The organism is Exiguobacterium sp. E4787 (assembly GCF_018618375.1).
GTDB classification, from domain to species: domain Bacteria; phylum Bacillota; class Bacilli; order Exiguobacteriales; family Exiguobacteriaceae; genus Exiguobacterium; species Exiguobacterium chiriqhucha.
The window spans coordinates 18,190-36,146 of the sequence record NZ_JACSLY010000015.1 but is presented as its reverse complement, the minus strand read 5'-3'; the positions used below and the strand labels follow the sequence as shown (position 1 = coordinate 36,146).

Sequence of the window (17,957 nt, the reverse complement as noted above, 5' to 3'; positions counted from 1 at the left end):
GGTTTACTTTCAAACAATTACGCCCTCGTATGTCTTCATACGAGGGATTTCTTTTTGAAGAGCAGCCTCTCGTCCGGTATAAGAAATGACTAGGAGGTGCAAACACATGGCAAGCGAAAAAATCGTATCTCAGAAATCGGCACTCGTCGATGAAATCGCTGAGAAAATGCAAGCAAGCGTTGGGACAATCGTTGTTGACTACCGTGGACTTACAGTTGAAGAAGTGACTACACTCCGTAAATCACTCCGTGACGCTGGAATCGAGTTCAAAGTATACAAAAACGGTCTTCTTCGCCGCGCAGCAGTTCAGTCGAACTTCGAAGGTCTTGACGAAGTCTTCACTGGCCCTACAGCAATCGCGTTCTCGAACGAAGACGTTGTAGCTCCAGCGAAGATCTTGAACGACTTCTCGAAAGAGCACAAAGCGCTCGAATTGAAAGGCGGAATCATCGAAGGCAAAGTGACTTCACTTGAAGAAGTTAAAGCCCTCGCAGAACTTCCATCACGCGATGGTCTTCTCTCGATGCTTCTCAGCGTCCTTCAAGCTCCAATCCGTGGGCTCGCAGTCGCAACAAACGCAATCGCAGAACAAAAAGAAGAGCAAACTGCTTAATTTTTGTCTCGTAGCGTAACTAAAACCAATCTTTACAACATCAAAGGAGGAAAACCATAATGGCTTTCAACAAAGAGCAATTCATCGAAGACCTCAAATCAATGACGGTTCTCGAACTTAACGAACTCGTAAAAACAATCGAAGAAGAATTCGGCGTATCAGCAGCAGCTCCAGTAGCAGTTGCAGGCGCAGGCGCAGCAGCAGCTGAAGAGCAAACTGAATTCGACGTAATCCTCACAAACGCTGGCGCTGGTAAAATCAACGTCATCAAAGCGGTACGTGAACTTACAGGCCTCGGTCTTAAAGAAGCGAAAGCACTCGTTGACGGAACTCCAGCTCCAGTCAAAGAAGGCGTTTCTAAAGAAGATGCAGACGCAGTCAAAGCTAAGCTTGAAGAAGCTGGCGCAACTGTCGAAGTTAAGTAATCTAACTTTTACTTCTACAACCTATAGAAGCTCGCTATGGCGAGCTTCTTTTATTTCCTTGAAGAGTGGGTTAGGAGGTTCAATGCATGGGAGATCATTACTATACGAACGACCCTAGTTCGAAAAGTGCCCCTGAGACATGGACGTTTGAGTTGCGAGGGAAGACATATCGCTTCACCTCGGACCGCGGCGTGTTCTCGAAAGGATCGGTCGATTTTGGGTCACGTCTCTTAATCGAATCATTTGAAGTGCCCGATGTTGAAGGACGCATTTTAGATGTGGGCTGCGGCTACGGTCCGATGGGGATCTCGCTTGCCGACGCCTCTGGGCGTGAAGCACTCCTCGTCGACGTGAACGAGCGAGCGCTTGCCTTGTCAGAGCAAAACGCCGCCCAAAATGGGGTGACGATTGAGACGCGACTCAGCCACGCTTATGACGGAGTCGGTGATGAACAGTTCGCCGCAATCGTGACCAATCCGCCGATTCGGGCCGGGAAGCAAGTGGTCCACATGATTTTGCGCGATGCGTATACACACCTTGTCGTAGGTGGAGCGCTCTACGTCGTTATTCAAAAGAAACAAGGAGCGCCTTCTGCCAAGAAGTTGCTTGAAGATGTGTTCGGTCAAGTCGAGACGGTTGCGAAAGAAAAGGGCTATTTCATTTTCCGGGCAATTCGCTCTTGACAAACGGTGAAGTCTTGTTGACTCGCTATAACGTATATGCTAACATTATAAAATGCCATTGGAATGGAATTCGCTTTGAACTGCCGCGTTTGCCGCTTTTTAGACGCGGAAAAGAGGCGACATTCAATGACAATGTTCGATTATTACGCCCGAAAAATTCGATAGAGAATTGGGGGTCTGAGAGGTGAATCAGTTGACTGGTCAACTTGTTCAGTACGGTCGTCACCGTCAGAGAAGAAGCTTTGCCCGTATCAGTGAGGTATTAGAGCTTCCGAATTTGATTGAAATTCAAACTGCTTCTTACGAGTGGTTCTTGCGTGAAGGATTGAAAGAGATGTTTACGGACATTTCGCCAATCTCCGACTTCACCGGAAACCTCGTGCTCGAGTTCATCGACTATTCGCTCAGTGAGCCGAAGTATTCGATCGATGAGTCGAAGGAGCGAGACGTAACTTACTCTGCGCCATTGCGCGTAAAAGTACGTTTGCAAAACAAAGAGACAGGTGAGCTCAAAGAACAAGAAGTGTTCATGGGGGATTTCCCGCTCATGACAGAATCGGGAACGTTTATCATTAACGGTGCAGAACGCGTTATCGTTTCCCAGCTCGTTCGTTCACCAAGCGTTTATTACAACGCGAAACTCGATAAAAACGGTAAGCGTGGCTTCGGAGCGACTGTGATTCCGAACCGTGGTGCATGGCTCGAACTTGAGACAGACGCCAAAGATATCGTTTACGTTCGTATTGACCGTACCCGCAAAATCCCGGTAACGGTGTTGTTGCGTGCCCTCGGTTTCGGTACGGACCAAGAGATTATCGACCTTCTCGGGGATGACGAGTATCTTCGTAACACCCTTGAAAAAGATAATACAGAATCAACAGAAAAAGCGTTAATCGAAATTTACGAGCGTCTCCGCCCTGGTGAACCACCAACGGTTGAGAACGCGAAGTCACTTCTCGTTTCTCGTTTCTTCGACCCAAAACGTTACGACCTCGCAAACGTCGGTCGCTACAAGATGAACAAAAAACTTCATCTTAAAAACCGTCTCTTCGGTCAAAAATTGGCCGAGACGCTCGTTGACCCAGAAACAGGCGAAGTCATCGCTGAAGCTGGAACTGTGCTCGATCGTCGCAACCTTGACCGCGTTCTTCCACACTTGGAGAACGGCCTCGGTTATATGGATGCTGAGCCGACAGGCGGCGTCGCTGAAGGTGAACCGTTCGGTCTTCAATCGATCAAAGTAATCTCACCAGATGACCCAGATGGAGAGCGTATCTTGAACATTATCGGTAACGGCAATATCGACCGCAGCGTGAAACACATCACGCCGGCTGATATCATCGCATCGATCAACTACTTCTTTAACTTACTACATGAAGTCGGAACAACAGATGACATCGACCACTTAGGAAACCGTCGTCTTCGTTCAGTCGGAGAACTTCTCCAAAACCAATTCCGGATCGGGCTTTCTCGTATGGAACGTGTCGTTAAAGAACGGATGTCGATTCAAGATCAAAACGCGATCACACCACAGGCGTTAATCAACATTCGCCCGGTAATCGCGTCGCTGAAAGAGTTCTTCGGTAGTTCGCAATTGTCACAGTTCATGGACCAAACAAACCCGCTCGCAGAGCTCACGCACAAGCGTCGTCTCTCTGCACTTGGACCGGGTGGTTTGACACGTGAACGTGCCGGTTTCGAAGTTCGAGACGTTCACTATTCGCACTACGGTCGGATGTGTCCAATCGAAACGCCAGAAGGACCAAACATCGGTCTCATCAACTCGCTTTCGTCTTATGCGAAAGTAAACGAGTACGGCTTCATTGAAGCTCCGTACCGTCGAGTCGACCCTGAAACAGGTCTCGTCACGAGCGAGATTCAATATATGACGGCGGATGAAGAAGATCTCTACGTCGTCGCCCAGGCGAACATGCCGCTCACAGAAGAAGGCGGATTCGCCAACGAACAAGTCCTTTGCCGTTTCCGCGGACAAAACTTGTCAGTTGAGCCGAACCGAGTCGATTATATGGACGTTTCGCCGAAACAGGTTGTTTCTGCCGCAACGGCATGTATCCCGTTCCTTGAGAACGATGACTCGAACCGTGCCCTCATGGGAGCGAACATGCAACGTCAAGCTGTACCACTTCTTCAACCAGATTCACCGATTATCGGTACTGGGATGGAGTATGTGTCAGCGAAAGACTCTGGGGCCGCGATTATCGCGAAATTCCCAGGTGTCGTCGAGCGTGTCACAGCGCGTGAAATCTTGGTCCGCCGCACGTCTGACGTGAACGGTTCTGAGGTATCAGGTGACCTTGACCGCTATAAACTTCAAAAGTATGTCCGTTCGAACCAAGGGACATGCTACAACCAGAAGCCGATCATCGCTGCTGGCGACCGTGTCGAAAAAGGAGAAATCCTTGCTGACGGTCCGTCGATGGATATGGGTGAGCTCGCGCTCGGCCGTAACGTCGTCGTCGCCTTCATGACATGGGACGGTTACAACTATGAGGATGCGATCATCATGAGTGAACGCCTCGTGAAAGATGACGTGTACACATCGATTCATATCGAAGAGTACGAGTCAGAATCACGCGACACGAAACTCGGACCTGAGGAAATCACACGTGATATTCCAAACGTCGGGGATGACGCGCTTCGCAACTTGGACGACCGTGGGATCATCCGCATCGGTGCGGAAGTCAAGGATGGCGATATCCTCGTCGGTAAAGTTACGCCTAAAGGTGTGACTGAATTGACGGCGGAAGAGCGTCTCTTGCACGCGATCTTCGGTGAGAAGGCACGTGAAGTCCGTGATACGTCACTCCGTGTACCAAACGGCGGCGACGGCATCATCTTGGACGTCAAAGTGTTCGACCGTGAAAACGGTGACGAACTCTCACCAGGCGTGAACCAAATGGTTCGTGTCTACATCGTTCAAAAACGTAAGATTCACGAAGGGGATAAGATGGCGGGACGTCACGGTAACAAAGGTGTTATCTCGCGCATTCTCCCTGAAGAAGACATGCCATACATGCCGGACGGCACACCGATTGACATCATGCTTAACCCACTAGGTGTACCATCACGGATGAACATCGGTCAGGTACTCGAACTCCACCTTGGAATGGCGGCTAAAAAGCTCGGCATCAAAGTGGCGACACCTGTATTCGATGGTGCGCGTGAGGAAGACGTATGGGCAACGATTGAAGAAGCTGGAATGGACAAAGATGCCAAGACTCGTCTCTACGACGGTCGTACTGGTGAACCGTTCGATAACCGCGTCTCGGTCGGTGTCATGTATATGATCAAACTCGCGCACATGGTTGACGATAAACTTCACGCTCGTTCGACAGGACCATACTCGCTCGTCACGCAACAACCGCTCGGTGGTAAAGCACAGTTCGGTGGACAGCGTTTTGGTGAGATGGAAGTATGGGCACTTGAAGCGTACGGCGCAGCCTACACGCTCCAAGAGATTCTTACAATCAAGTCGGATGACACGGTTGGTCGTGTGAAAGCATACGAGGCCATCGTGAAAGGTGAGAGCGTTCCGAAAGCGGGCGTTCCTGAGTCATTCCGCGTCTTGATCAAAGAGCTCCAAGCGCTCGGTATGGAAGTCAAGATGATGTCTGCGGACGATGAAGAAGTTGAAATGAAAGATGAAGATGACGACAACATCCCGAACGCAACATCGGCGTTAGAACAAGTCGTTCAACCGACTGTTACGGAAGAGGAATAAGGCGAAAAGGGAGGTCGGCCCCTTGGTAGATGTTAATCGATTTGAATATATGAAAATCGGCTTGGCTTCACCCGAGAAGATCCGTTCGTGGTCTTACGGGGAAGTCAAAAAGCCGGAAACGATCAACTATCGTACACTTAAACCAGAGAAGGACGGATTGTTCTGTGAACGAATCTTCGGTCCTACGAAAGACTGGGAATGTTACTGCGGGAAATACAAACGAATCCGTTATAAAGGAGTCATTTGTGACCGTTGTGGCGTTGAAGTGACGAAAGCGAAAGTGCGTCGCGAGCGTATGGGCCATATCGAGCTCGCGGCACCAGTTTCGCACATCTGGTACTTCAAAGGGATTCCAAGCCGAATGGGGCTTGTTCTCGATATGTCACCTCGTGCGCTCGAAGAAGTAATCTACTTCGCGTCGTACGTTGTGACGGAGCCAGGTGATACTCCGCTTGAGAAGAAACAACTTCTCTCGGAAAAAGAATACCGTCTCTACCGTGAAAAATACGGCAGCGACTTCAGAGCAGACATGGGTGCAGAAGCGATCCGTACACTCCTTCAAGACGTTCAACTCGAGAAGGAAGTCGGAGAACTCCGCGAAGAATTGAAGACGGTTCAAGGCCAACGTCGTACACGTGCGATTAAACGTCTTGAAGTGCTCGATGCGTTCTTCACGTCAGGCAATGATCCAGATTGGATGATTCTTGAAGTACTTCCTGTCATTCCGCCAGAGCTTCGCCCGATGGTGCAGCTCGACGGTGGACGCTTTGCGACATCTGACTTGAACGATTTGTATCGTCGAGTCATCAACCGGAACAACCGTCTCAAACGTTTGCTCGATCTCGGCGCGCCGAACATCATCGTGCAAAACGAGAAGCGTATGCTTCAAGAAGCGGTTGACGCCCTCATCGACAACGGTCGTCGTGGTCGTCCGGTCACAGGACCAGGTAACCGTCCCCTCAAATCACTTTCACATATGTTGAAAGGGAAACAAGGTCGTTTCCGTCAAAACCTTCTTGGTAAACGGGTCGACTATTCAGGACGTTCGGTTATCGTCGTTGGTCCGAACTTGAAGATGTACCAATGTGGTCTCCCGAAAGAGATGGCCCTTGAACTCTTCAAACCGTTCGTGATGAAAGAACTTGTCGGTCGCGGCATCGCGTCGAACATCAAGAACGCCAAACGTAAGATTGAGAAGATGCAACCAGAAATCTGGGGCGTCCTCGAAGAAGTCATTCGTGAGCATCCGGTTCTCTTGAACCGTGCCCCAACGCTTCACCGCCTAGGGATTCAAGCTTTCGAACCGATTCTCGTCGAAGGTCGCGCGATTCGCCTTCACCCGCTCGTATGTACGGCTTACAACGCCGACTTCGATGGTGACCAAATGGCGGTTCACGTACCACTTTCTGCTGAAGCACAAGCGGAAGCTCGTCTTCTCATGCTCGCAGCGCAAAACATCTTGAACCCGAAAGACGGAAAACCAGTTGTTACACCATCGCAGGATATGGTCCTCGGTAACTACTACATCTCGCTTGAACGCGACGATGCCGTCGGACAAGGGAAAATTTTGTCGAACGTGAACGAAGCGCTCATCGCGTATCAAAATGGCTATGTCCACTTGCATACACGTGTCGCTCTTCCAGCACGTACGCTCAACAACCCAACGTTCACAGATGAGCAAAACGAGAAATTGTTGATCACAACGGTCGGTAAGATGATCTTTAACGAGATCTTGCCGAACACGTTCCCATACTTGAACGAGCCGACGATGGAAAACTTGCAGGAAGCAACGCCTGACAAGTACTTCATCGACAAAGGTGCCAACGTGGCGGAAGAAATCGCCTCACGTCCTTTGGTCGAACCGTTCAAAAAAGGATTCCTTGGAAAAGTCATCGCGGAAGTGTTCCAGAAGTTTGAAACGACTGAAACGAGCCGCATGCTTGACCGGATGAAAGATCTCGGCTTCAAACACTCGACGAAAGCCGGTGTGACGGTCGGAATCGCTGATATCATCGTTCTTCCGGACAAACAAGAGATCCTTGATGAAGCGCAAACTCAAGTCGATCAAATCATGAAGTCATTCCGTCGCGGTCTCATCACTGAAGATGAGCGTTACGAGCGCGTTGTACGCTCTTGGAACGAAGCGAAGGATGAGATTCAATCACGATTGATGAAATCCCTCAATCGCTTGAACCCAATCTTCATGATGTCTGACTCAGGTGCCCGTGGTAACGCGTCCAACTTCACGCAGCTCGCAGGGATGCGTGGTTTGATGGCCGCTCCATCTGGCCGCATCATCGAACTTCCGATCAAATCTTCATTCCGTGAAGGTCTGACGGTACAAGAGTACTTCATCTCGACGCACGGTGCGCGTAAAGGTCTTGCCGATACAGCCCTTAAGACGGCTGACTCAGGTTACTTGACGCGTCGCCTTGTAGACGTAGCCCAAGATGTCATCATCCGTGAAGAAGATTGTGGAACGGACCGCGGTATCCGCGTCGCCGCCCTCCGCGAAGGCACGGAAGAAATCGAAAACTTGTATGACCGCCTCGTCGGCCGTACAGCGTTCGAGACAGTGGCACATCCGGAAACGGGTGAAGTCATGGTCGAGAAGAACCAATTGATTACCGAAGATCTCGCTCGCGACATCGTCGATGCTGGAATCGAACGAGTTGAAATCCGTACAGCCTTTACATGTAACACGTCACACGGCGTATGTAAGAAATGTTACGGCCGCAACTTGGCGACTGGCTCGAACGTTGAAGTCGGCGAAGCTGTCGGAATCATCGCCGCGCAATCAATCGGTGAGCCAGGAACGCAGCTTACAATGCGTACCTTCCACACAGGTGGTGTAGCCGGAGATGATATCACACAAGGTCTTCCACGTATCCAAGAGGTATTCGAGGCTCGTAACCCGAAAGGGCAAGCGGTCATCTCGGAAATCCCTGGTACGGTCATCGACTTTACAGAATCGCGTGACAAGCGTGAACTCACGGTCGAAGGACTCAGTGAGACACGTACGTACACGATTCCGTTCGGAGCACGTCTTCGTGTTCAAATCGGAGATACAGTAGAAGCCGGAGAAGTCTTTACGGAAGGTTCGATCGATCCGAAAGAATTGCTCGCCGTCCGTGGTGTATCTGGTGTTCAAAACTATCTTCTCCAAGAAGTACAAAAAGTTTACCGCATGCAAGGGGTAGAAATCGGCGACAAACACGTCGAAGTCATGGTTCGCCAAATGCTTCGTCGCGTCAAAGTCATCGAGTCTGGTGACACGCCGCTTCTCCCTGGTTCGCTCGTCGACATCAGCGTCTTCAAAGAAGCGTGTAAAGATACGCTTCGCGAAGGCAAGAGCCCGGCCACAGCGAAACCGGTCCTTCTCGGAATCACAAAAGCGTCGCTCGAGACAGATTCGTTCCTCTCGGCCGCTTCGTTCCAAGAAACGACTCGTGTGTTGACAGATGCTGCCATCAAAGGCAAGCGCGACTATCTCCTCGGACTCAAAGAGAACGTCATCATCGGGAAACTCGTTCCAGCTGGTACTGGGATGCCGGTTTACCGTGATGTTAATCTCAAAGAAGAAGAGTCGAAAGCCGTTCTCGAAGACACGACGGTAGAATAAAAACGTCTTGACAGCATGGGTTGGCGGTGCTACTATGATTTAGTGCCGCCAATCGGTTGTTGTCGATGACAACGGTGTCCAGCAGTCGGCAAGCTACTTGGACGTCACCCGATCTTTCTCCGGAAAGGTTTGGCTGCTATTATTGCCACTTTCAAGGTATAACTCACGTTTTTGCGAGGTCATGGAATGCCTACGCCTCGTAAAAGCGTTTCGTTATGACCTTAAATGAACCACCCGGGTCGGTGGGTCTAGAAAATAGCATAATTCAGGAAGGGAGGATCTTCAAAGATGCCTACTATCAACCAGTTAGTCCGTAAAGGACGTAAATCGAAAGTCGTTAAATCTGACTCTCCAGCACTTAACAAAGGTTACAACAGTTTCATCAAGTCACAAACTAACGTGAGCTCGCCACAGAAACGTGGTGTTTGTACACGTGTTGGTACAATGACTCCGAAGAAACCGAACTCGGCATTACGTAAGTATGCTCGTGTTCGTTTGACTAACCAAATCGAAGTGACTGCGTACATTCCAGGTATTGGCCACAACCTTCAAGAACACAGCGTTGTTCTTATCCGTGGAGGACGTGTAAAAGACTTACCAGGGGTACGTTACCACATCGTTCGTGGTGCGCTTGACACTGCAGGTGTTGACGGACGTATGCAAGGCCGTTCTAAATACGGTACGAAACGTCCGAAAGCTGCGAAGAAGTAATTCTCGCAAAACTAAAAACTACTGAAATTTTGAAAGGAGGGTACTCGGATGCGTAAAAACCGTGCAGAACGTCGTGACGTTATCGCAGATCCGATCTACAACTCGAAATTGGTAACTCGCCTCATTAACCGTGTCATGTTAGACGGTAAAAAAGGTACAGCTCAAACTATCATTTACAACGCATTTGGCCTCATCGCTGAACGCTCAGGCAAAGAGCCTATGGAAGTGTTCGAAGAAGCAATGAACAACATCATGCCTGTACTTGAAGTTAAAGCTCGCCGTGTTGGTGGAGCAAACTACCAAGTTCCTGTTGAAGTTCGTCCAGAGCGCCGTACGACACTTGGTCTTCGTTACCTCGTGAACTACGCTCGTCTCCGCAACGAGAAAACGATGGAGCAACGTATCGCGAACGAAATCATGGATGCAGCCAATAACACTGGTGCGTCTGTTAAGAAACGCGAAGACATGCATAAGATGGCAGAAGCGAACAAAGCGTTTGCTCACTATCGTTGGTAAGTTAAACGTAAAGACCACTCCACGTCACCAAGCGGTGGCTTAATGGAGTGGCTTTCGGGTATAATCATATCGTGTGCCAGCACACGAAAAACACATGCGGAAGGAGAATACCCAGTATGGCAAGAGAATTCTCCCTAAAGAATACTCGTAACATCGGGATCATGGCTCACATCGATGCCGGTAAGACGACAACAACTGAACGTATTCTTTATTACACAGGTCGTATCCACAAGATTGGTGAAACTCATGAAGGAGCTTCACAAATGGACTGGATGGAGCAGGAGCAAGAGCGTGGAATCACGATCACTTCTGCTGCGACAACTGCACAGTGGAATGGCCACCGTGTAAACATCATCGATACACCTGGACACGTAGACTTCACTGTTGAAGTTGAACGTTCACTCCGTGTACTTGATGGCGCAGTTGCAGTACTTGACGCTCAGTCAGGTGTTGAACCACAAACAGAAACTGTATGGCGTCAAGCGACGACTTACGGTGTTCCACGTGTCGTATTCGTCAACAAGATGGATAAGATCGGTGCGGACTTCTTGTACTCGGTGAAAACACTTCACGAGCGCTTGCATGCAAATGCACACCCAATCCAACTTCCAATCGGTGCGGAAGATGAATTCAAAGGAATCATCGACCTCGTTGAGAAGAAGACATACATGTACACGAACGACCTCGGTACTGACATCGAAGTAACGGATGGCTACCCAGCTGACATGGCTGACGAAGCTGAAGAACTTCGCGGTCAATTGATCGAAGCGGTTGCTGACTACAACGAAGAGTTGATGATGAAATACCTCGAAGGCGAAGAGATCTCAATCGAAGAACTCAAAGCTGGTATCCGTCAAGCAACACTCAGCGTAGAATTCTACCCTGTACTCGTTGGTTCTGCCTTCAAAAACAAAGGTGTTCAATTGATGTTGGACGCTGTTGTTGATTACCTCCCATCACCACTTGATGTTGAGTCAATCAAAGGTGTTAACCTCGACACAGAAGAAGAAATCACGCGTGAGCCTTCTGACGAAGCTCCCTTCTCGGCACTTGCGTTCAAAGTCATGACGGATCCTTACGTCGGTAAATTGACGTTCTTCCGCGTGTACTCTGGTACAGCACAAGCTGGTTCGTATGTGAAGAACTCGACTAAAGGTAAGCGTGAGCGCCTCGGTCGTATCCTTCAAATGCACGCGAACAGCCGTGAAGAAATTCCAATGGTATACGCTGGTGACATCGCCGCTGCCGTTGGTCTTAAAGATACTACGACTGGTGATACGCTTTGCTCAGAGAAAGACAACGTCGTTCTCGAGTCAATGACATTCCCAGAACCAGTTATCTCGGTCGCGATCGAGCCTAAATCGAAAGCCGACCAAGACAAGATGGGTCAAGCCCTCGCGAAACTCGCAGAAGAGGATCCAACTTTCCGCACTGAAACAAACCAAGAGACTGGTCAAACGATCATCTCTGGTATGGGTGAGCTTCACCTTGATATCCTCGTTGACCGTATGCGTCGCGAATTCAAAGTAGAAGCTAACGTTGGTGCACCACAAGTTGCTTACCGTGAGACAATCCGTGGCGCTGCGAAGATCGATTCGAAATTCGTACGTCAATCAGGTGGACGCGGTCAGTACGGTCACGTTGTCGTAGAATTCGAGCCGAACGAAGAAGGCGCTGGATTCGCATTCGAGAACAAGATCGTCGGTGGTGTTGTACCACGTGAATACGTCCCAGCTGTTCAGAACGGGATTGAAGAAGCTCTCGAAAACGGTATCCTCGCTGGTTACCCAGTAGTTGACGTTAAAGCTGCCCTCGTCTTCGGATCGTACCACGATGTCGACTCGAACGAGATGGCGTTTAAAGTTGCTGCTTCGATGGCGGTTAAACAACTTAAGGAACAAGCGAAAGCTGTCATCCTTGAGCCAATGATGCGTGTTGAAGTTGTCATCCCAGAAGAATACTTGGGAGACATCATGGGTGACGTCACGTCACGCCGTGGACGCGTAGAAGGTATGGAAGCACGCGGTAACGCTCAAGTCGTTAAAGCAATGGTTCCACTTTCAGAAATGTTTGGATATGCGACATCGCTTCGTTCACGTACGCAAGGACGCGGAACGTACTCGATGCACTTCGATCACTACGAAGAAGTACCGAAGTCAATCGCAGAAGAAATCATCAAAAAAGCGAACGGCTAATAACGGTTGTAACGCTTAATTGATTGTTGTAAGCTAAGGAGGACGTATGTTAAAAGTAGCCTACGTCTTCCTAGTTAAATAAAAAACTAATTGTCTAATAGAGGAGGAATCTAGAATGGGTAAAGAAAAATTCGACCGTTCTAAACCGCACGTTAACGTTGGTACAATCGGCCACGTCGACCACGGTAAAACAACTTTGACTGCAGCGATCTCAGCTGTACTTTCAAAAGCACAAGGGAAAACAGCTACAAAGTTTGACGCAATCGATGGTGCTCCTGAAGAGCGTGAGCGCGGTATCACAATCGCAACAGCTCACATCGAGTACGAAACTGACAAACGCCACTATGCACACGTTGACTGCCCAGGTCACGCTGACTATGTTAAAAACATGATCACTGGTGCTGCACAAATGGACGGCGCAATCCTCGTTGTTTCGGCAACTGATGGCCCAATGCCACAAACACGTGAGCACATCCTTCTTTCACGTCAAGTAGGTGTTCCTTTCATCGTCGTATTCATGAACAAAGTTGACATGGTTGACGACGAAGAACTCCTTGAGCTCGTTGAAATGGAAATCCGTGAACTTCTTTCTGAATACGACTTCCCAGGCGACGACCTCCCTGTAATCAAAGGTTCTGCACTTGGCGCGCTTAACGGCGAAGCTCAGTGGGAAGAAAAAATCATGGAACTCATGAACGCAGTTGATGAGTACATCCCTGAGCCAGTTCGTGACACGGACAAAGAATTCATGATGCCAGTTGAGGACGTATTCTCAATCACTGGTCGCGGTACTGTAGCGACTGGTCGTGTTGAGCGTGGTGTTCTCCGCGTCAACGACGAAGTTGAAATCGTTGGTCTTACAGAAGAAACTAAGAAAACTGTATGTACTGGTGTAGAGATGTTCCGTAAGCTTCTCGACTACGCTGAAGCTGGCGACAACATTGGTGCTCTTCTCCGTGGTGTATCGCGTGAAGACATCGAGCGTGGACAAGTACTTGCTAAGCCAGGTTCAATCACGCCGCACTCAAAATTCAAAGCTTCAATCTACGTTCTTTCTAAAGAAGAGGGTGGCCGTCACACGCCATTCTTCGCGAACTACCGTCCGCAGTTCTACTTCCGTACAACTGACGTAACAGGTATCGTTCACCTTCCAGAAGGTACTGAAATGGTAATGCCAGGAGACAACATCGAGTTGACGATCGAATTGATTTCTACAATCGCGATCGAAGACGGAACACGTTTCTCAATCCGTGAGGGTGGCCGTACAGTAGGCGCTGGTTCAGTAACTGAAATCATCGAGTAATCGATTGATACACTGACCTTTCAAGCAGTCCGCATTTTGCGGGCTGCTTTTTTGTTTTATGGCGAGACGTGGTAAGATGGGACATATGTTGTAGGAAGGGGTGACGAGGATGGAAAAACAAGTCGAAACGTTATGCCGCTTGAATGGGATTGCATGCCGGTTTGGTGGGTCGACGTTATTGAAGCATCATGGACTCATCGAAGCGACGAATGACTTGGATGTATTCGTGGAGCCGGATCAATTCGAACGATTGGATCAAGTGTTGAGCCGGGTCGGCGAGAAAGTCGAAACGCAACCGCATGCTGACTACATGACGACATACTTTAGTGAGTATGTGTTTGAAGGGGGCGACATCGATGTGATGGCCAGTTTCCGGATGAAGTGTACCGACGGGATTTATACGCATCCCTACATTGAACCGATTGGCAGCTGGATGCGACTCGAAGAGTGGGTCGTGCTGTATACGGTCATCGGTCGGGAAGATAAGCTTAATCGACTGGCGGATTATTTTGAGACGCATGAGCTCAATGAAGGAATCGTCCAAGCATGCCTCAAACGAGCCCCCGCCTCAGTGATTGAAGCCGTCACCGAACGCTTCGGAACCCATATGAAACGCTAGGTCGAGTTGGCACGGCGGTTCTCGAAAGAAATAGTTCAACAAAAGAAGGAAAATAGCTTGCAAATGGGTTCGAATCTTGTTACATTAGTGAACGTTGAACAACTCATCAGACATCCAGCACAATTAAAAAATCAAATCTTGCATTTCATATGTAGATTCGATATAATGATTAAGTGTTTGTGCGAGTGGTGAGAGACTTTACAGCAGAAATCGGGTCCAATCGTTGATTTGCAATGATCGGATACCTCTGCTGACACAAGCACGCTGCGATGAAGCGGGAGGTTATGACACGCCAGGCAGCTTTGCCATGGCCGGTGTGGAAATTTCCGCGGAGAACTGTCTATTTTTAAAATAGGCGACAAAGGAGGGAAACTTACATGGCAAATGAAAAAATCCGTATTCGTTTAAAAGCATACGACCATCGCGTACTCGATCAATCAGCTGAGAAAATCGTTGATACTGCGAAGCGTTCAGGTGCAAAGGTTTCGGGACCAATCCCGCTTCCAACTGACAAATCGATCTACACGATCCTTCGTGCCGTTCACAAGTACAAAGATGCTCGTGAACAGTTCGAAATGCGTACACACAAACGCTTGATCGACATCGTTAACCCAACACCAAAAACGGTTGATGCGCTTATGCGTCTCGAATTACCATCAGGTGTTGACATCGAAATCAAACTTTAATTCTTCATATAGTAGATACTAGCCAGAAGAGACAATAATTATTAAACAGGAGGTGTATCTCATGGCTAAAGGAATCTTAGGAACAAAACTCGGTATGACTCAAATCTTCAACGAAGCAGGCGAAGTCGTACCAGTAACAGTAGTTGCTGTCGAAGGAAACGTCGTTCTTCAACTTAAAACGGTTGAAACAGACGGTTACGAGGCACTTCAACTCGGTTTCGGAGACATCAAAGAATCACGTCAAAACAAACCAGCAAAAGGTCACGCTGCGAAAGCAAGTGCGACACCTAAGCGCTTCATCAAAGAGATTCGTACTTCAGTAGAAGGATACGAAATCGGTCAAGAGATCAAGGCGGACATTTTCGCTGCAGGTGAATTAGTAGACGTAACAGGTACATCGAAAGGTAAAGGATTCCAAGGTGCGATCAAGCGTCACGGACAATCACGTGGACCAATGGCTCACGGTTCGCGCTACCACCGTCGTCCTGGTTCGATGGGTCCTGTAGCTCCTAACCGCGTATTTAAAGGGAAGCTTCTTCCTGGTCAAATGGGTGGCGAGCGTAAAACGATTCAAAACCTTGAAGTTGTCAAAGTTGACGTGGAACGCGGCCTTGTACTCGTTAAAGGCGCAATCCCAGGCGCTCGCAAGTCGAACGTCATCATCAAAACAGCGGTAAAGGGTAACTAATTAACTGCACGGAAAGGAGGAATTACGAATGCCTAAAGTAGCTTTGCTTAACCAAACAGGTTCACAAGTTGGCGAAATCGAATTGGCAGAAGCCATCTTCGGTATCGAGCCAAATGACTCAGTACTTTATGACGCGATCGTTATGCAACAAGCATCACGCCGTCAAGGTACTCACGATACGAAAGGTCGCTCGGAAGTACGCGGTGGCGGCCGTAAACCATGGAAACAAAAGGGAACTGGTCGTGCGCGCCAAGGTTCTATCCGCTCACCACAATGGGTTGGTGGTGGTACAGTCTTCGGTCCAACACCACGTTCATACTCTTACAAGCTTCCTAAAAAAGTTCGTCGTCTTGCACTTCTCTCGGCTTTGTCGTCAAAAGTGAAAAACAACGAAATGATCGTCCTCGAAGGCCTTGCTTTCGATGCACCAAAAACAAAAGATATGGTCGCTGTACTTCTTGGCCTATCAGTAGAACGTAAGGCTCTTGTAGTCACAGCGGACTACAATGAGACTATCGCTCTCGCAGCTCGTAACATCCCAGGAGTGACTGTGATCGAAGCAGCCGGCGTTAACGTTCTTGACCTCGTTGCTAACGACAAAGTCATCTTCACTAAAGATGCGGTTGCGAAGGTAGAGGAGGTGCTTGCATAATGGCTCAAGCATACGATATCATCAAACGTCCTATCATCACTGAGCGTTCTGTTAGCCTCATGGAAGCTAACAAATACGTTTTCGAGATCGACGTTAAAGCGACTAAATCACAAGTGAAGCACGCTATCGAAACAATCTTCAACGTGAAAGTTGCTTCGGTAAACACAATGAACATGAAACCGAAAGCGAAACGTGTCGGTCGTCACTCTGGTTACACATCGCGTCGTAAAAAAGCGATCGTAACTCTTGCTGAAGGCAACACAATCGACTTCCTCGGTTAATTTACTACCTTAGAAGAAAAGGAGGGAATCCTCGATGGCAATTAAAAAGTTTAAGCCGACCACTAACGGTCGCCGTAACATGACATCTCTCGACTTTGCAGAGATCACAACGAATCGCCCTGAAAAATCGTTAACTGAAAAGCTTTCGAAAAAAGGCGGTCGTAACAACCAAGGTCGTTTGACAGTACGTCACCAAGGTGGCGGACACAAACGTAAATACCGTATCATCGATTTCAAACGTAACAAAGATGGCATCGTCGGACGCGTTGCTACGATCGAATACGATCCAAACCGTTCAGCAAACATCGCCCTCATCAACTATGCAGATGGTGAGAAACGTTACATCCTCGCTCCTAAGGGCATCAAAGTAGGCATGGAAATCATGGCTGGCCCAGAAGCGGATATCAAAGTGGGGAACGCTCTTCCACTTATGAACATCCCTGTCGGTACTACTATCCACAACATCGAGCTTAAGCCTGGTAAGGGCGGTCAGCTTGTTCGTGCGGCTGGTGCATCGGCACAAATCCAAGGACGTGACGGCAAGTACGTTATCGTTCGTCTTCAATCAGGTGAATCACGCTTGTTCCTCGGCACTTGCCGCGCGACAGTCGGTTCAGTTGGTAACGAAGAACACGAACTCGTAAACATCGGTAAAGCAGGACGTTCACGTTGGTTAGGCAAACGCCCAACAGTACGTGGTTCTGTAATGAACCCGGTTGATCACCCACACGGTGGTGGTGAAGGTCGTGCGCCAATCGGTCGTTCGGGCCCACTTACTCCTTGGGGTAAACCAGCTCTTGGTCTTAAAACACGTAAGAAAAACAAATCGAGCGACATGTACATCCTTCGTCGCCGTAAGAAATAATTACTACATGATTCTCGGGCGGTTCGAAAGGGCCGTTCCCGAATCATTCCAAAGGGAGGTTCTATCATGGGTCGCAGCTTGAAAAAAGGTCCATTCGCAGATCACCATTTGCTCGCTAAAGTTGACAAACTTAACGAATCTGGTGAGAAGCAAGTCATCAAAACTTGGTCACGTCGCTCGACAATCTTCCCAGAATTCATGGGTCACACGTTCGGTGTACACGATGGTCGTAAACACGTACCAGTATTCGTGACAGAAGACATGGTCGGTCACAAACTTGGTGAATTCGCTCCAACACGTACGTACAAAGGTCACGGATCAGACAAGAAAACGAAACGGTAATTTGAGGGGAGGTC

Annotated in this window: 16 protein-coding genes and 1 other annotated feature (1 of these 17 running past the window's edge); all 16 genes read left to right on the top strand. The window is 48.8% G+C overall.

Translation table 11 applies throughout. The features are described from left to right. Window positions 1-61 (top strand) — a sequence feature (ribosomal protein L10 leader region); it begins 93 nt to the left of the window's first position. Between the two features lie 45 nt (window positions 62-106). The 16 genes from rplJ to rpsS all read left to right on the top strand — a co-directional run bounded on the left by rplJ (window position 107) and on the right by rpsS (window position 17,943). Beyond that, entirely contained in the window at window positions 107-613 is a 507-nt protein-coding gene (gene rplJ / locus KNP80_RS14030; RefSeq protein ID WP_034781718.1) for a 50S ribosomal protein L10, read from the top strand. 59 nt (window positions 614-672) lie between these two features. Next, entirely contained in the window at window positions 673-1,038 is a 366-nt protein-coding gene (gene rplL, locus KNP80_RS14025) for a 50S ribosomal protein L7/L12 (protein WP_024372175.1), read from the top strand. Window positions 1,039-1,124: 86 nt separating this feature from the next. Beyond that, on the top strand, window positions 1,125-1,721 hold the full coding sequence (locus KNP80_RS14020; RefSeq protein WP_214720360.1) for a class I SAM-dependent methyltransferase: 597 nt from the start codon (window positions 1,125-1,127) through the stop codon (window positions 1,719-1,721). A gap of 193 nt (window positions 1,722-1,914) precedes the next feature. Beyond that, window positions 1,915-5,463, top strand: coding sequence for a DNA-directed RNA polymerase subunit beta (gene rpoB, locus KNP80_RS14015; protein WP_058765118.1), 3,549 nt, complete (start codon window positions 1,915-1,917; stop codon window positions 5,461-5,463). A gap of 22 nt (window positions 5,464-5,485) precedes the next feature. Further along, window positions 5,486-9,085, top strand: coding sequence for a DNA-directed RNA polymerase subunit beta' (rpoC, locus tag KNP80_RS14010; RefSeq protein WP_214720361.1), 3,600 nt, complete (start codon window positions 5,486-5,488; stop codon window positions 9,083-9,085). A 288-nt stretch (window positions 9,086-9,373) separates the two neighbouring features. Further along, window positions 9,374-9,796 (top strand): 30S ribosomal protein S12, encoded by a 423-nt coding sequence (gene rpsL, locus KNP80_RS14005; RefSeq protein WP_012727683.1) that lies wholly within the window; start codon window positions 9,374-9,376, stop codon window positions 9,794-9,796. A 48-nt stretch (window positions 9,797-9,844) separates the two neighbouring features. Next, complete coding sequence (gene rpsG, locus KNP80_RS14000) at window positions 9,845-10,312, top strand: 30S ribosomal protein S7 (RefSeq protein ID WP_021066600.1); 468 nt, start codon at window positions 9,845-9,847, stop codon at window positions 10,310-10,312. Between the two features lie 116 nt (window positions 10,313-10,428). Then, window positions 10,429-12,507, top strand: a complete 2,079-nt coding sequence (gene fusA, locus KNP80_RS13995; protein ID WP_214720362.1) for an elongation factor G — start codon at window positions 10,429-10,431, stop codon at window positions 12,505-12,507. 115 nt (window positions 12,508-12,622) lie between these two features. Further along, window positions 12,623-13,810 (top strand): elongation factor Tu, encoded by a 1,188-nt coding sequence (gene tuf / locus KNP80_RS13990; RefSeq protein WP_034781710.1) that lies wholly within the window; start codon window positions 12,623-12,625, stop codon window positions 13,808-13,810. Window positions 13,811-13,919: 109 nt separating this feature from the next. Further along, window positions 13,920-14,429 (top strand): hypothetical protein, encoded by a 510-nt coding sequence (locus KNP80_RS13985; RefSeq protein ID WP_214834959.1) that lies wholly within the window; start codon window positions 13,920-13,922, stop codon window positions 14,427-14,429. Between the two features lie 377 nt (window positions 14,430-14,806). Continuing rightward, complete coding sequence (gene rpsJ / locus KNP80_RS13980) at window positions 14,807-15,115, top strand: 30S ribosomal protein S10 (RefSeq protein WP_021066604.1); 309 nt, start codon at window positions 14,807-14,809, stop codon at window positions 15,113-15,115. Between the two features lie 61 nt (window positions 15,116-15,176). Further along, the gene (rplC, locus tag KNP80_RS13975; protein WP_021066605.1) at window positions 15,177-15,803 is read left to right on the top strand and encodes a 50S ribosomal protein L3; all 627 of its coding nucleotides are present in this window, start codon (window positions 15,177-15,179) and stop codon (window positions 15,801-15,803) included. A 28-nt stretch (window positions 15,804-15,831) separates the two neighbouring features. Next, window positions 15,832-16,455: a 50S ribosomal protein L4 gene (gene rplD / locus KNP80_RS13970; RefSeq protein ID WP_021066606.1), complete on the top strand. Its 624-nt coding sequence runs from the start codon at window positions 15,832-15,834 to the stop codon at window positions 16,453-16,455. Next, the gene (rplW, locus tag KNP80_RS13965) at window positions 16,455-16,736 is read left to right on the top strand and encodes a 50S ribosomal protein L23 (protein ID WP_021066607.1); all 282 of its coding nucleotides are present in this window, start codon (window positions 16,455-16,457) and stop codon (window positions 16,734-16,736) included. The genes rplD and rplW overlap by 1 nt, the downstream gene beginning before the upstream one ends. 34 nt (window positions 16,737-16,770) lie before the next feature. Then, the gene (gene rplB, locus KNP80_RS13960; RefSeq protein ID WP_021066608.1) at window positions 16,771-17,601 is read left to right on the top strand and encodes a 50S ribosomal protein L2; all 831 of its coding nucleotides are present in this window, start codon (window positions 16,771-16,773) and stop codon (window positions 17,599-17,601) included. A gap of 66 nt (window positions 17,602-17,667) precedes the next feature. After that, window positions 17,668-17,943: a 30S ribosomal protein S19 gene (gene rpsS, locus KNP80_RS13955; protein WP_012727673.1), complete on the top strand. Its 276-nt coding sequence runs from the start codon at window positions 17,668-17,670 to the stop codon at window positions 17,941-17,943. The last annotated feature ends 14 nt before the right edge of the window (window positions 17,944-17,957 follow it).

Coding starts and splice junctions, on each gene's coding strand:
- rplW (WP_021066607.1), top strand. CDS start 16,455: ATGGCTCAAGCATACGATATCATCAAACGTCCTATCATCACTGAGCGT.
- rpsL (WP_012727683.1), top strand. CDS start 9,374: ATGCCTACTATCAACCAGTTAGTCCGTAAAGGACGTAAATCGAAAGTC.
- rplL (WP_024372175.1), top strand. CDS start 673: ATGGCTTTCAACAAAGAGCAATTCATCGAAGACCTCAAATCAATGACG.
- rplB (WP_021066608.1), top strand. CDS start 16,771: ATGGCAATTAAAAAGTTTAAGCCGACCACTAACGGTCGCCGTAACATG.
- rplC (WP_021066605.1), top strand. CDS start 15,177: ATGGCTAAAGGAATCTTAGGAACAAAACTCGGTATGACTCAAATCTTC.
- rpsJ (WP_021066604.1), top strand. CDS start 14,807: ATGGCAAATGAAAAAATCCGTATTCGTTTAAAAGCATACGACCATCGC.
- tuf (WP_034781710.1), top strand. CDS start 12,623: ATGGGTAAAGAAAAATTCGACCGTTCTAAACCGCACGTTAACGTTGGT.
- fusA (WP_214720362.1), top strand. CDS start 10,429: ATGGCAAGAGAATTCTCCCTAAAGAATACTCGTAACATCGGGATCATG.
- rplD (WP_021066606.1), top strand. CDS start 15,832: ATGCCTAAAGTAGCTTTGCTTAACCAAACAGGTTCACAAGTTGGCGAA.
- KNP80_RS13985 (WP_214834959.1), top strand. CDS start 13,920: ATGGAAAAACAAGTCGAAACGTTATGCCGCTTGAATGGGATTGCATGC.
- rplJ (WP_034781718.1), top strand. CDS start 107: ATGGCAAGCGAAAAAATCGTATCTCAGAAATCGGCACTCGTCGATGAA.
- rpsG (WP_021066600.1), top strand. CDS start 9,845: ATGCGTAAAAACCGTGCAGAACGTCGTGACGTTATCGCAGATCCGATC.
- rpsS (WP_012727673.1), top strand. CDS start 17,668: ATGGGTCGCAGCTTGAAAAAAGGTCCATTCGCAGATCACCATTTGCTC.
- KNP80_RS14020 (WP_214720360.1), top strand. CDS start 1,125: ATGGGAGATCATTACTATACGAACGACCCTAGTTCGAAAAGTGCCCCT.